The sequence below is a fragment of the Croceivirga thetidis genome (assembly GCF_012272815.1).
GTDB classification, from domain to species: Bacteria; Bacteroidota; Bacteroidia; order Flavobacteriales; family Flavobacteriaceae; genus Croceivirga; species Croceivirga thetidis.
In genome coordinates, this window is sequence record NZ_JAAWWL010000001.1 from 587,661 (window position 1) to 603,324 (window position 15,664).

Genomic DNA, 15,664 nt, shown 5'->3' on the forward strand with positions numbered 1-15,664 from the left:
CCTAATCTTAATCTGGTGAAGTCACCTCTAATCGTGCGACCGAAAAGTTGCCAAATCCATCTCTGGAAATCACCTCAACTGTATAATCCGTATCAAGCATGTAACCAATTGGTCCTATCGAAGTAGACGTCAAATCGACCGAATCAAAAACGGATTGGCCTTCTTCAAATACCTCAACATCAAAAGTCAACTCATCACCATCTTCATCACTTCCGACCCACGTGACAGTCATTTCTGAAGTCCCCTCATCAAATGTTACCACTATCTCAGCCGTATAGGGTGCAAAATTCCCGATTGGTGTACCTGGGGTGGTAAATGAATTGGAATCACCATTCGTCTGGCCATCTTCATTTACCGAAGTCACTGACCAACTAAAGGTCTTACCCCTATCCAACTCTACATTGGCATTTAAAGTAGTGAATGAACCTGTAAATACTTGACTACTTCCTTCCAAAACATTTAATACATAACTATCCGCAAATTGTGCAGAGTTCCAATTGAACAAAACCGATACTTTGGAGTCATCACCTGAGACTTCTTCATAATCAGAACATGGTTCGCCATTTACCGGCAAGGTTCCTACCGCCTTTGCGGGCGGGGTCTCATTTTGGATTGGCGGTTCAACTGGTTCTTCACTTGCCATTTCTTCCTCACACGAAACCAAAAAAATCAGTGCTGAAAACATCAACAACCTAATTTTAATATTCAAGAACTTTTTCATCGCTTAATGATTTTAAAGGTTTTCACATTTTCACCCTCCACTAGGTTGATGAAATACATCCCCGAAGGCAATAAACTGACGTCAATTTCTACTGCTTGAGTTGAAAATTCGAGTTGCTTTAATGGTTGCATTACCCTACCCTCAAGATTATAGATAGCAAATTCCAATTTTGAATTGGAGCTTAGTACATTAAAATGACTGGTTACTACTGTGGGGAAAATGGAGATGGAATCATCTACAAAGAAGCTATCTTCAATTTTTCCCTGACAATCACTTTCACCAGATATAACGATTTCAGTTTCACCATTCAAGTTTTCTAGGGATATCACATTTTCTTTATCATTTTCGAACTCAAAATTTTGGAGCTCTCCATTTACCCTTACAGTGTAGGTTTTACTACCGGAAACAAGATATGAGGCGGTTCTTGATTTTGTATCCAAGCTTTGCCGTTTTCCACTGACCGAGTCCAAAGCGTTTACCGTCACTCCAAACGTGCGTTCAAATAAAACCTCTGGAATTGAAACGGTAACCGTATAGGTCCCGACTGATAGGTCTTCAATTTCAAAATTTGTTCCGGAGGTAACATCATTGAATTGATTGCTAACTGCTATTCCTTCGAGGGAAATGTCCAATTGGTACCCAGCAGCGTTCATGTTTACTTCAATAGAACCATCTGAGCTATCGGTACAGCTTGGAGTAAGCACAAATACCTGAATGGCATCATTAGCGATAAAATCACATCCGTTTTCATTGACCACGGCTCCTGGTGCCGAATTCAGACATTGATCAAACTGGTCCAATACTCCATCACCATCATTGTCTTGATTGCAGAGGGCAAACTCGCCGCCATCTGTTATTGTCCAACCGTAAGTGTCAATTATAAATTGTCTTGCATCAATAGCTTCACAATATTGGCTATCACCTGCATCAAAAACTACGTTGTTTTGCAGGCTAGGTAATACAGACCATTCCAAAAGTGTAGAATCATAATTTGGCGCAGATATTCCAGCTTCAAAAAACATTTCAGACATATTGGTTACGTTTGATACATTCCAGTTACCCAAATCTTGATCAAAGGCCTCAGCTAGTCTGAACATACCACGCATGTCAGTTACATTAGAAACATCCCAAGTACTCAAATCCTTATTAAAAGAATGTGCATTGTTGAACATGTTGCTCATATTAACAACATTCGAAGTATCCCAAGAACTTAAATCTTGGTTATAAGATGTTGCGAAATTGAACATCCCATTGATAAATTCAGCGTTACTGATATCCCAATTCGATAAGTCTTGATTGAATTCGTAGCAAACTCTGAACATACTATCAAATCTTTCAACATTACTAACATCCCAGTCATTAAAAGAATCATTTCCAACTAAAGAATGGCAAAGTCCGAAAGAGTAAACCATTTGTTCCACTTTGGATAGGTTTGGAGTATCAGTTGCAACAACGTCCATATTTAGGCATTCTGCAAAGGCGTTATTAAAATTATCCCAAACAATATCTCCCCATTGCTCCACAGTCAATAATTTTTCCCTATCGAGACGATCATTGCCGAAGAAACCATTCGAGGGAAAATACCCACTGATTTGAACCTCATAAATACCAGGAGTGATATAGGTATGTAATATGTCTCCACGGACATTAGTATCTGAAGTGCCATCCCCCCAATCAATATCATATTGATAAATGGCGAATTCGTTTGTTGAAATCAATAGTTGATTATCTTCTGAATCTCCAAAATTGTCAGTTTTCCATGTTGTTATGTATGGACGTTGCCCTTCAATGCAATTCTTGCCATTGTCGTTGATTATCCACCCATAGGTATCTATTAGGTTTTGTCTGGCGTCTTCGGCTTCACAGTATTCGTGATTTGAGGTATCAAACTGCACGTTTGACTGTAAAGATGGGAGATTGTTCCAGCCAATAAGCATGTCGTTGTAGTTTTGATAAGACATTCCTGTACTTTGAACAAACATATTTGACATATCGGTGACCTGAGAAACGTCCCATCCCCCCAAATTATAATCGAAGGTCCGATTCATAAAAAACATACTTGCCATACTCGTTACACTAGAAACATCCCATTGGCTGATATCTTGATTGAAAGTCGGGTTACTGGAAAACATGAAGTCCATGAATTCAACTTTACTGACGTCCCAGCCTGAAATATCCTGATTAAAAGACGTTCGATTAAACATAGCGGCCATATTGGTAACACTGGAAACATCCCAATTATTTAGCTCACTGTTAAAAACGGAAGCCCCAGCAAACAAACTTTGCATTTGTTCAACGCTACTTACATTCCAGCCATTTAAATCTTGGTTAAAAGTCTTGGCCTCGCTGAACATTCCGGCCATATCAGTAACGTTGGAAACATCCCATGCACCTATGTTTTGATTGAAGAGGTCGGCTCCTCTAAATAGATTGGGCATGTTATTGATCGACGAAACGTCCCAAAATTCAAAACTTTCATTTCCAATCAAAGAAACACAGTTTAAAAACATAGCTCCCAAAGAGTTGGAATTAGAGAAATCAGGAATATCCTGTGCTGAAATGTCTAAATTTTTACAGCCAGCAAAAGCACCAAACATAAATCCCCATCTTGCAGTTCCCCACTGTTTTATGTCAATTATCTTTTCCTCATCGCCGATAAAATTTTCACGGTTTTGGTTATTAAAAAATATTTGGTTGAAATCTCCCGAAATGATTACGTCATATTCTCCAGGATTGGAATACGTATGTGTAATTGAGGCAGTAACATTGGTATCTGAGGTACCATCACCCCAATCCACGTTGTAATCGTAGGTGCCACCCGGAAATGTTGGAATCGTAATTTGATTATCTTCAGATAGACCAGGGTTGTCAGTCTTCCATGTAGTTATAAAAAAACATTCGCTATTGGCACCATCATCTTCAATGTTCCAGCCATAGTTGTCAATTATAGACTGTCTATCTTCTAACGAGTTACAAAATTGACTACCACCGGCATCGAAAACTACTCCGTTTTGAAGATTGGATAAACTGGCCCAACCCGCTAAGAGCGAATCATAGTTGGCGGTTGAAAGTTTTGCTCCGAAAAACATGGAAGACATATTGCCAACATTTGAAACATTCCAATTTTCCAGATTTTGGTCAAAACTTGTCGCACCAAAGAACATATTTTGCATATCAGTAACCTGAGATACATTCCAATTACCAATACCCTGATTAAAAGCCCACGAATCTTGAAACATGGCCCGCATATTCTGAACCGCAGATGTATTCCAATTACTGATATTGCCGTTAAATTGTTGGGCTGAGGAAAACATAAAAGACATATCTGTTACGTTACTTACATCCCAAGAACCAAGCTCTTGGTTGAACTCAAAACAATCAGCAAACAAATCATTCATGATTTGAACATTACCAACCTCCCAATTTTCAAATTCAGTTGTGCCTTCTAAGGAATAGCAACCATTGAACATTGAATTCATATTGGTAACATTATCCAAAATGGGTTCGTCAGGGGCGACAACATCAAGCTCGGTACAATTGAAAAAGGCAAATTCCATGGATGTCCATTGAATCGAACCCCAAAGATCAACTGACAACAATTTTTGATTGTCGAACGGGGAATTTTCGTCGGTAGTTGCTCCTAAAAAATAAAGCCTTGGAAATTGACCACTAATAGAAATGGTATATGTTCCAGGATTTGCATAGGTGTGGGTAATATCACCCATAACATTGGTATCTATATTACCATCACCCCAATCGATTGAATAATCATAGGTCTCTCCAGGAAAAGTGGGAATTGTGATTTGATTGTCATTTGAACCCCCTGGATTATCTGTTTTCCATGTTGTGATAAATGGGCAGACCCCGATGCCCCCATCCGTTATTGTCCAACTAAAATCGTTTATCAATTTTGATTTTGCTGATGCCCCAGTGCAAAGGGTGCTGTTACCAGCGTCAAACTGAACATTACTTTGTAAAGATGGAAGATTCGCCCAGCCAGTTAAAGTTGCGTCATAATTAACTTGAGACAGGCCTGCGTCATTAAACATATCTTTCATAGTCGTTACGTTAGTTATATCCCATCCGCCCAAGTCTTGGTCAAAAGAAGTTGCTCTTTCAAACATTGCGTCCATACTACTAACACCGCTTACGTTCCAACCAGAGACATCTTGGTTGAACGAGGTGGCCCCGAAGAACATCGCGCCCAAATCAATATTGTTGCTAAGATCCCAAGCACCAATATTTTGGTCAAAGGAGTTTGCATCAAAGAACATACCTCGCATTGTGGTTACATTACTCGTATCCCAATTCGAAATATTCTGATTAAAATTTGAAGCTCCAGCAAACATTCCTTGCATTGAAGTTACCTGGCCAACATTCCATCCATTTAAATTTTGATTAAAACTTGATGCACCAGCGAAAAGCTCCTTCATCATGGTAACATTCTCAACATTCCATAATTCTATAGGTTGATTAAAGTCAACTGCATTTCTAAACATGTTTTCCATATTCAAAACAGCACCCACATTCCATTGCGAAATATTGTTATTAAAACTAGAAGCTCCTGAAAACATTTCTTTCATATTTTCCACCTTGGAAACATTCCAACTATTTAGTTCTCTGTTGAAATTTGGAGCATTCTTAAACATGGCTTCCATATTTAGTACTGCGGAAGTATTCCATGTATTCAATGGTTGATCAAAGCCAGTCGCGAAAGAAAACATGTAACTCATGTCCGACACTGAAGAAACATCCCAACCGGATATATCAATATTAAAGTTTTGGGTAGCGGAAAACATCCCTAACATGTTTTGGACTTTGGACACATTCCAAGCACTTATATCTTGATTAAATGCAGAACCTGAAAACATTGCCGGCATCGCCTGCACATTGCTTACATTCCAATTGGAGATATCGATGTTAAAATTTGAGGTGCCACTAAATAAAGAAGACATATCAGTAACTGTTCCGACTTGCCAAGTACCCATTGCAGAATTACCAACCAAGGAAGTGCAACCTGTGAACATGTTAACCATATTCTGGACCCCTGAAAGATTTGGCACGTCGTTCGCCAAAACGTCTAAATTTTCGCAATACCAAAATGCCGAGAACATTGATTGCCATTCTATTCCACCCCATTGATCGATAGAAATTAATTTTTTGCCTTCATCTAGACCACCAAAATAAATGTGGGGAAAATCGCCTGTTATCGAAACTTGGTAGGTTCCGGGTGCAGCATATGTATGGGTAATGTTGCCTGTTACAATAGTATTTGTCGTACCATCACCCCAGTCCACCTCGTAATTATAGGTTACATCAGGATGTGTTGGAATGGTAATTTGATTGTCATTTGATGAACCTTCATTATCAGTTTTCCAAGTAGTTACAAAGGCTTGAGAAAAAACTGTAAGGGAAACAAGAAGAAAGGCTAGCGTAAAAGTTAGTCTCATAGGTCGTGTTTAGTCTTAATAAAAACCTAAAAACACTAAAAATATTATATGACTCTTGGCTAAAACTGATGATTTTTATCGGAAAGAAAAAAGCCCCAAACAGTCGTTTGAGGCTTCTAAGTACCGAAGGTGGGAATCGAACCCACACGGTATTGCTACCACTGGATTTTGAATCCAGCGCGTCTACCAATTCCGCCACTTCGGCAAATGGGACTGCAAAGCTAAAAAATTATTTCAATCACAAAACCAAATTAACCACAATTATACTTTAGCAACCCAGATTAATTTTTAAATTTGCACCGCTTTTGAAGGGCCGTTGAAATGCTGGTCTTTCTTAATTTGAGAAGAATGCCATATCAAGTTCCAGAACCTAAAATTTTTGCGTGCACACAAAGTACGGCACTAGGCGAAAAAATCGCTGGAGCATACGGAGCTGATTTGGGTAAAATCCATTTCTCTAGATACAGTGACGGGGAGTTTCAGCCCTCTTTTGAAGAGTCAATTCGAGGAGCTCGAATCTTTATCATAGGTTCTACCAATCCGAGTTCAGAGAATTTGATGGAAATGTTGTTGATGTTGGATGCCGCAAAACGCGCCTCTGCTAGACATATCACAGCGGTCATGCCCTATTTTGGATGGGCTAGACAGGACCGAAAGGACAAACCTAGGGTGCCTATTGCTGCCAAGATGATTGCCAAAATGTTGGAGACCGCGGGAGCAACACGAATCATTACCATGGATTTACATGCAGATCAAATCCAGGGGTTTTTTGAAAAACCAGTAGATCATTTATTCGCGTCAACTCTCTTTTTACCGTATTTGCAAAGCTTAAAACTGGACAATCTCTGTATTGCTTCTCCAGATATGGGTGGTTCAAAAAGAGCTTATGCCTATTCCAAGGCTTTGGAAAGTGACGTTGTTATTTGTTACAAACAAAGAGCAAAAGCCAACGTCATATCGCATATGGAACTTATTGGTGATGTTAAAGGCAAAAACGTCGTATTGGTTGATGATATGGTAGATACGGCGGGTACCTTGACTAAAGCTGCCGATTTGATGATGGAAAGGGGTGCTGTCAGTGTTAGAGCAATTACCACCCATGGTCTGCTATCAGGCAATGCTTATGAAAAAATAGAAAAATCACAATTGCAAGAATTGATCATCACCGATTCAATTCCTTCAAGAGATAATCATCCGAAAATTAAGGTGTTGAGTTGTGCAGGTTTATTCGCAGATGTTATGCATCGCGTACACCACAACACTTCAATTTCGTCAAAATTTATAATGTAGCCTTCGACTACGGTTGGGCTTCAAGGTTCAAACAATTCGAAAAAAATAATTTAAATAGTAAATATGAAGTCAATTACGATCAAAGGATCTAAAAGAGAAAGCGTGGGCAAGGTTGCTACTAAGGCCTTACGTAATGCTGGAAAGGTCCCTTGCGTTCTGTACGGAGGGGAATCACCATTGCACTTTTCAGCTGATGAACTAGCGTTCAAAAACCTGGTGTACACTCCAAATGCATACACTGCGGTAATTGAACTTGAAGGTGGGGAAACCTTGAATGCTGTTTTACAAGACATTCAATTTCACCCTGTAACGGATAAAATCTTACATATAGATTTCTTCCAGTTATTCGACGACAAAGCTGTAACCATGAATATTCCTGTTCGTTTGGAAGGAAATTCACCTGGGGTACGAAATGGTGGTCGCCTTTTGTTTAGAAAGCGTAAGCTTTCTGTAAAAGCATTGCCAAATTTGTTGCCGGATGAAATCAAAGTGGATATTTCGACCCTTAAAATCGGTCAAAAAGTAGCTGTTGAGTCCATCAAAAGCGATGATTACACTATCATGCATCCTGATAACATCACCGTAGTTCAAGTGAAGGCTGCTAGAAACGCCATCGTTGACGATGAGGAAGAGGAAGAAGGTGAAGAAGGTGCACCAGCTGAAGGTGGTGAAGCACCAGCTGCTGAAGCTTCAGCTGAAAGCTAAATCATTCCGAAATTATACTAAAAAGCGCCTTTCTTCTAAGTTAGGCGCTTTTGTATTTTTGGATAAATTGAAAATTGCGTGTTCGAATTTCTTAGAAAATTATTTGGTCATAAAGCAAAACAGTACCTCGAAGAAAACGACCCTATGAAAAAGTTTTTAATCACAGGATTGGGAAATATTGGTGATAAGTACGAAAACACCAGACATAACATCGGATTTCAGGTATTGGACCAATTGGCCACTGAAGAAGAATTGACCTTTGCTGACGACCGTTTGGGAGCAGTAGCGACCTTTAAACACAAAGGACGGTCGGCCATTTGTCTCAAACCATCTACCTATATGAACTTGAGTGGCAAGGCTGTTCGCTATTGGATGGACAAAGAAAAGATTCCGTTACAAAACATTCTGATTATCACAGATGATATAAACCTACCTTTTGGCACTATTCGTTTAAAGACCAAAGGAAGTGATGGTGGGCACAATGGGCTAAAAGATATTCAACAACAATTGCAAACCACCAAATACAACCGGTTTAGATTTGGTGTTGGCGCAGATTTTTCGAAAGGTCGCCAAGTCGATTATGTTCTGGGGCAATGGAACGCTGAAGAGGAAGGTAAAATGCAAGAGCGCTTAAAAAAATCAACCGAATTGATTCGGTCTTTCATGTTTTCTGGTGTTGCGAACACCATGAATACCTTTAATAACAGCTAAGTAGATTATTGCACCTTAAAATCGTAGACTCCTGAATCTGAGTTGTTTCCTTGGGCGTCTGTAGTAATGACCTTCCAATAATTCACAGATCCGGATTCCAGACCTGAAATTGCAAAGCTTGAATCTGCCCCAACATAAACAGAAGTCAGGGTATTAGGCGACCCAGTGGCGAAAAAAAGCTCGTAGGAAACAATATCATCTTCTACATCGGTACCGTCCCAATCAAATACAACCTCATCATTCTGGTTTTTAACCGCTGTTGATCCTGATTCCGGTTCAAGGATGGTCGCAGGAAAAGGTGGATAATTAACGATGGTTCCAGCGTTATAAAAGAGCCAGCTTTCACTTTCAGCGCTTTCTTGAGATTCGTTGTTTCGCGAGGTAATAGACCATGAAAAAGGTGTTCCTTTGGCAATAGCCAAAGTTGCCGTCGTTTCTGAGGTAAACAAAGTCTGTGGAGGAGTCGAAGAGTTTAAATTGATGACTTCCAAGGTATAAACGTCTGTATTTTCAGAAGCATTCCATTCAAATGTAACCTCACTAAAATCAGTGTTTAAATCAACACCTGTGTTGCATTCTGAATTTTCAAAAGGAAAGACCAAGGTGGCAGCTGAAGGTGGATCTGGTAAGGGCGGTGTAGGAGGATTGTCATCACCGCCTCCAGAGCATGAAATCAGTAGCCCCAACACTAAAAAACTTAGATACTTCTTCATTTTCATCGCTTCAGAATTTTGAAGGTTTCGCTGATTCGATTTCCCGATAGTTTCAATAAATAGAGTCCCGAAGGAAAATCGTTTAGTTGCACATCCAACCTACCTGAACTGATATTACGATTATCTGATTTGATTAATCTACCATCATAGGAGAACAATTGAACATTCAATTCTCCTGAAAAATCATTCAGAAATAAGGTTACCTGATCTTGTGTAGGATTAGGTGCAAGAAATGCTCCAGTATTCACCAAAAACGTCTCTTTGAATTCCCCTTGACAAGGCAAATTGGTAAATACCCTTATTTCATTTACTCCGTTTCTCAAATCAAGGGTGATTTCAGTTTCTCGGGTTTGGGTTACCACCCCGTTCACTTCAATATTATATAAGGTTCCTCCTTGCAGTGAAATGGTAGTTGTCAAATCTTGTTCGTCAAAAACAGCACTGGCCTGTAGCGGTTCGGGTTCATTTATGGTAATCGCAAAACAGGTTTCCTCATAGTTGTTGATACCATCAGTACCCGTTATACATAAACTGTAATTACCAGCCGTTAGGTCGGTAAAAGAAGTTTGATCATTAAATGCCAAAACGGTATCACCGCCCGGTCCAGATAACGTTCCTTCATAATTAAGGGAAGTATCAACGGCGTTCAGATTAAGCGCCCCATCATTGTTATCGCGACAAGTTTCATTATTGATTTCAATGAAAAAGTTGTCGGTCGGAAAGCGATAAACTTGGCAACCATCGGTATTGACTTGAACACCTTTTGGGGTTCCTAGGCACAAATCGTCACCATCGTCAAAAACGCCATCTTCATCTTCGTCCGGTCTAAATGTTCCCTCAACGCAGAAAGTAACCGTAAAGTCAATAAGTTGACCTCCATCGCCTGCTGCGGTATCATCAATTTCAAGCACCCATTCTCCTTCGCCGAACTCTCCATTAAAAGTGGAAAGTGCAGCAAGGGGTCGAACGGTTCCACTAATTGCAGGATTACCGGAACAACTGATTTCGGTTCCGTCATCATCAAAAGTGGCATTTATGTTATTCAATGGGCCACAAGTGTTCGAGGTCAATAAGACCTTGGTTCCATTTGGTGAAGTCAAGCTTATGACCAAATCCCCTAGGTAGGTATGTTCCAATTCTAGGGCCACATCAATATCAGCAATGGGTAAATTTTGTGAAAGGTTTACCGTTGCTGTGATGGCAGATGGCGCTCCATTCGATATAGCTCGAGGTAAACCCTGAGCTGAAACCGTTATACAGTCAATTAAAATAGTAGTGAAACTAAAGGGAGCAGAGTAATTACCTACAGCACAATTATTACTAGGCCGAACTCGCCAAAAATATGTTGTTGACGGATCCAAATTACTTGACTCGTACATATTGACATTTACAAGACCAGTTTCAACAATATTGGTAAAGGCATCGTCGGTTGCAATTTCAATTTCATAAGATGCATGATTGGGGTCGTCTTCCCATGAAAAGGTTGGATTTATTCGAGTATCAACAGCTAAATCGGCAGGCGCCAATAAAACTGCATCATTCAAATTTGAATCAAAGACATGCAGTAGAACATCCACTTCAGTAGTTGACCCTCCTGAAGTACCCGTTATCTCAATTGGGTAACTGCCAACATCCAAAGAAGATACATCTGAAAGCGCTAGTGAAACAGCGGTATCATTAGTTGTTACTGAAGATGGCGTAAATGTTCCCGAAACACCAGTTGGTAGATTTGCCGTTAAGTTTGTAGTACCAGCAAAACCATTAAATGTTTCGTATACAAAATCAATCGTCAGGTTATCAGGTTTGCAGACTGTATACTCAAGCTCATCAAAATTCAAAATAAAATCCGAGGCGGTAATCTCAAAATTCTCAGCGTTTACCGCGAAGAAAATATTTCCGTTGGCCCTTACCATAATTCGGGCTTGACTTGTTGGTGTTCCCGGCAATTGTATACCTGCACTACCATCATTTGGAATTGCAGTTGCCAGAGGAATTGTAAAACTCGCACCACCATCAGTGGACAAAAATACATCTACAAAATCTGCGCTAATCGGAGGTAAATTGGTGCCAGCAACATCCCATTCCACTGTAATAACCGAACCACCATTAAATTGCAATGAGCTTTCTGATTGTGACGTTATGGCAAAGACATTGCCAGTATCCACTACATCAACCTTAACCTCTTCTGTTGCCACCTGGCCTCCACCGAAACCATTATCTCGAACAGTGAGTGCAAAATTAAATTCGCGACTTATAGTAGAAACAGTTTCCCATGCCGAATTCAGTGGTGGCAACGATTGGGTCAAATTGCCAGAGATAACTCTTGAAAGTCTTGGAAAATACCGTGAGGCATCAGTAGTCGGTGATAGCGATCTAAAGTTGGCACCTATTGGGTTTTCAGGCCCAAAAGTATCTCGGGTAACCACACCATTATCGATTTGTTCCCAACAATACAACAGTGTGTCTCCTGCATCTGGGTCAGTGGCATTGCCCGTCAGCACAAAAGCAGTACCTGCTGGTATCACATAATCAGGATTTTCCACGATAACCGGCACATTATTGGTTAAATCGGTATCCACAGCACAGGTCTGGCTTCTGATATAGGTCGTCATTTGCTGAATGCTATTGTAGTGGTAATAGGCATCGCCATTGGGAGCAACGTTATTTGCACCAGTTATTCCGGCATATCCCATAATCGTAGTTCCACTTGCGGGTTCAGCTTGAACACCAGTACCTTCGGTTTCGAATGACCAGGTATGGTTGGCGCCTAACTGGTGCCCCATTTCATGGCCTACATAATCTAAATCGTATAAATCGGTTTCTGGAATATTGGCAGACGAGAATGCCCTCCCTTTTATAGGGCCACAAACAGTACCAATACCACCGGCGTTACCATTATCATCATCAAGGTGAAACAAGTGTCCGATATCAAAGTTTGCTGAACCGATAGTGGTTTCAAGCTCGTTTTGTACTTCACCAAGGAGATTAGATCCAGAAGAATATGGGTCCGTTGTTGGGTCTGTGAAGATGACATTGGTAACGTTGGCAACCAATTCCAATCGTACACCGACATCCCGTTCCAAAATCTCATTGACCCGTGTTATTGTAGCGTTCATAGCGGCTAATGCATCCGTTACAGTACCTCCATGATAATTGGTATAATCACCGGAAGCTGAGACTGCCAAACGATAGGTTCTTAGGGTTTGATCGTCAACCAACTTTTGCGTAAAGCCACCTAAGCCCATCATTTTTGCTCCTTCATCCAGAGTTTTGCAAACGAAGTTCTTATTTGTCAAACTGCGCCCATTCATTTTGTATATACTAGATGTTCTGCTTTCTTTTTGAATGAACATTGTTTTCTGTGCTTCGAAATCTTGTAGCATAACTTGCACCCCTCGGTGTGAGGTGCTAAATCGAACTTTCTTTTTTGCATCAGCAGACCAGCCAACAAATGATTTGATTTGTGGAAATCGCTTTGCTAATTCTGGATGTAAAACCGAAGATTCCTTTACATGAAAGGCAATCATTTTTCCATTTTCATCAGGAAAATGGACTACTTGGGTGCCAGAGTTATCTTGTATTGCCTGACGCAGTGAGCTTTTAAATGATGTTTCGTCTAAACTGAAATAGTAATTATTGGAATTTTGGTCGACTAATTTTGTGGTCGTTCCTTGCCAGTAGTTTTGTTGTGCAATAACTGAAATTGAAGCAAAAAATATGGCTGTTGATAAAACAAGGCGTAATTTAGCTTTCATGCTGAGAATGGGGCATTAAGATTTTAAAAATAAGCTTTTTTATTTTTCTCTAAGTGAAAACAATCCGTGGCATCTCTCAATACAATGAGAAGCACCCTTCGGTCATAACAATCGGTACTTTTGATGGCGTTCATATTGGACACCGTAAGATATTGGAACGTCTCAATAATCGGGCCAAGGCTACGGGTTTAAAATCCATCCTACTGACGTTCTTTCCGCATCCTCGTATGGTATTGCAGAAAGACAGTGATATTAAGATGCTGAATACGCTTGATGAAAAAGTAGCAATACTAGAGAATATGGGTCTTGATTACACCATAATCCATCCATTTACAAAATCCTTTTCGCGAATGACCGCCATTGAATTTGTTCGTGATTTGTTGGTGAATGGACTAAATGCGAAGAAAGTTATTATTGGATATGACCATAGATTCGGTAGAAATCGCAATGCCAACATCAACGACCTTAGAAACTTTGGTTCAACCCTTGATTTTGAGGTAGAAGAAATACCAGCCCAAGAGATTGAAGATGTTTCTGTGAGTTCCACTAAAATCAGGAAAGCACTTTTAGAAGCTGATATTGAAACAGCAAATTCGTTCTTAGGGTACCACTATATGATAAACGGAACGGTAACCAAGGGTAAGGGCATCGGAAAGACTTTAGGTTACCCAACAGCGAACATTAAAGTACCTGAAGACTATAAGCTTATACCCAAAAATGGGGTGTATGCCGTAAAATGTAAGATTAAGGATCGCCAATTAAATGGAATGATGAATATCGGTTTCAATCCGACGGTCAAAGGCAATACTGTTAGTACAGAGGTCAATCTTTTTGATTTTGAGGGCGATATTTATGACGAATCCATTTCAGTTGAGTTCATCAAGCATATTCGTGAAGAGGAAAAATTCGATTCGCTTGATGCTTTAAAAGCACAATTATTTAAGGATAAGCAAACGGTGCAAGATTTATTTTCAAAATAATGTTCAATGATTTCCTTTACAGAAAGATTGACAATGCCCAATTAATTGCCTTTAGGGTGTTCTATGGTATTCTGGTGTGTTGTGAAGCATTTGGTGCCATTGCAACAGGTTGGGTTCGCAAAACCTTTATTGAACCCCAATTTACTTTTTCGTTTATCGGTTTTGAGTGGTTGCAGCCCTTACCAGGTGACGGTATGTACTACTATTTTGTACTGATGGGCCTTTGTGGAATATTGATTACCGTTGGTTACAAATATCGTTATGCAGCATTTGGATTTGCAGTACTCTGGTCAGGGGTTTATTTAATGCAGAAAACCTCTTACAATAACCACTACTACCTACTAATGTTATTGGCCTACATAATGGGATTTCTACCGGCCAACAGAAATCACTCATTGGACGCAAAATTTAATCCGTCAATTAAGACCGATTACATGTACAATTATGTACGATGGATCATTATTGTGCATTTGTTTATTGTATACACCTATGCCTCGGTCGCTAAACTTTATGCCGATTGGTTTGATAGCAGTTTCATTGAGGTTTTAATGAAGGGCAAAAAGGACTATTTTCTTATTGGGGAATTTTTGCAGGAAGCTTGGGTGCATAAAGCAATTGGGGTTTTCGGGATTGCCTTTGACCTATTGGTGGTGCCTGCCTTGCTTTGGAAACCCACTAGAAGAATCGCTTTTGCTTTATCCATTTTCTTCCATCTGTTCAATAGCTATGTTTTTCGAATAGGTATTTTTCCCTATTTGTCCCTTGCTTTTTGTGTGTTCTTTTTTGAAACCAAAACCATTCGTAAACTCTTCTTTAAAAAACCCTTGGAAGAAGCAACGGCCAACTCCCCTATATTCAATCTTAAGGCAAGTAAAATATTGGTAGCAGTTTTCATTGGTTATTTCTTCATACAAATACTACTGCCGCTTCGACATCATATAATACCAGGCAATGTTGTTTGGACGGAAGAAGGGCATCGATTAAGTTGGCGTATGATGTTACGCAGCCGTTCGGGCTATTCGAATTTTAGGGTAGTGAACAAAGAAACCAAGCAGGTAACCCACATTGATTTAGATGATTACCTCACCAAAAAACAACGACGGCGCATCGGCTCGTATCCTGACTTTATTTGGACATTTGCCCAAAGACTTAAAAAAGAATACAAGGCAAAAGGGGAAGATGTACAAATCTTTGTAACCGGTAAAGCCAAAGTCAATCAAGGGGAATACTATCCTTTAATAGACCCAAAAGTAGATATGGCCGAGGCCAAGTGGAATCACTTTCGGAGAAACGAATGGATTCTAATTCCGGAGGAATATAAATAGGGCAGCCAAAAGGT

The 15,664-nt window shown here is 39.9% G+C and carries 9 protein-coding genes and 1 tRNA gene; 5 read left to right on the forward strand and 5 right to left on the reverse strand.

What is annotated here, in order from left to right; all coding sequences use genetic code 11:
* Positions 1-7: 7 nt before the first annotated feature.
* From HCU67_RS02555 to HCU67_RS02565, 3 genes are all read right to left on the reverse strand, one after another.
* On the reverse strand, positions 8-721 hold the full coding sequence (locus HCU67_RS02555; protein WP_168551037.1) for a hypothetical protein: 714 nt from the start codon (positions 719-721) through the stop codon (positions 8-10).
* The gene (locus tag HCU67_RS02560) at positions 718-6,171 is read right to left on the reverse strand and encodes a BspA family leucine-rich repeat surface protein (RefSeq protein ID WP_168551038.1); all 5,454 of its coding nucleotides are present in this window, start codon (positions 6,169-6,171) and stop codon (positions 718-720) included. The genes HCU67_RS02555 and HCU67_RS02560 overlap by 4 nt, the downstream gene beginning before the upstream one ends.
* Before the next feature lie 121 nt (positions 6,172-6,292).
* Positions 6,293-6,376, reverse strand: a tRNA-Leu gene (locus HCU67_RS02565).
* A gap of 143 nt (positions 6,377-6,519) precedes the next feature.
* Between HCU67_RS02565 and HCU67_RS02570 the strand changes: the two genes are divergently transcribed.
* From HCU67_RS02570 to pth, 3 genes are all read left to right on the forward strand, one after another.
* Positions 6,520-7,461, forward strand: coding sequence for a ribose-phosphate pyrophosphokinase (locus HCU67_RS02570; protein WP_168551039.1), 942 nt, complete (start codon positions 6,520-6,522; stop codon positions 7,459-7,461).
* Positions 7,462-7,524: 63 nt separating this feature from the next.
* Positions 7,525-8,166, forward strand: coding sequence for a 50S ribosomal protein L25/general stress protein Ctc (locus HCU67_RS02575; RefSeq protein WP_168551040.1), 642 nt, complete (start codon positions 7,525-7,527; stop codon positions 8,164-8,166).
* A 78-nt stretch (positions 8,167-8,244) separates the two neighbouring features.
* Positions 8,245-8,877 (forward strand): aminoacyl-tRNA hydrolase, encoded by a 633-nt coding sequence (gene pth / locus HCU67_RS02580; RefSeq protein ID WP_168551041.1) that lies wholly within the window; start codon positions 8,245-8,247, stop codon positions 8,875-8,877.
* 5 nt (positions 8,878-8,882) lie between these two features.
* On the opposite strand, the gene HCU67_RS02585 is transcribed toward pth, so the two are convergent.
* Positions 8,883-9,590, reverse strand: coding sequence for a hypothetical protein (locus HCU67_RS02585; protein ID WP_246865689.1), 708 nt, complete (start codon positions 9,588-9,590; stop codon positions 8,883-8,885).
* A gap of 2 nt (positions 9,591-9,592) precedes the next feature.
* A complete protein-coding gene (locus tag HCU67_RS02590) occupies positions 9,593-13,345 on the reverse strand; it encodes a reprolysin-like metallopeptidase (RefSeq protein ID WP_168551043.1) in 3,753 nt (1,250 codons plus the stop codon).
* 53 nt (positions 13,346-13,398) lie between these two features.
* Between HCU67_RS02590 and HCU67_RS02595 the strand changes: the two genes are divergently transcribed.
* Positions 13,399-14,325, forward strand: a complete 927-nt coding sequence (locus tag HCU67_RS02595; RefSeq protein ID WP_168551044.1) for a bifunctional riboflavin kinase/FAD synthetase — start codon at positions 13,399-13,401, stop codon at positions 14,323-14,325.
* Positions 14,325-15,650: an HTTM domain-containing protein gene (locus HCU67_RS02600; RefSeq protein ID WP_168551045.1), complete on the forward strand. Its 1,326-nt coding sequence runs from the start codon at positions 14,325-14,327 to the stop codon at positions 15,648-15,650. The genes HCU67_RS02595 and HCU67_RS02600 overlap by 1 nt, the downstream gene beginning before the upstream one ends.
* The last annotated feature ends 14 nt before the right edge of the window (positions 15,651-15,664 follow it).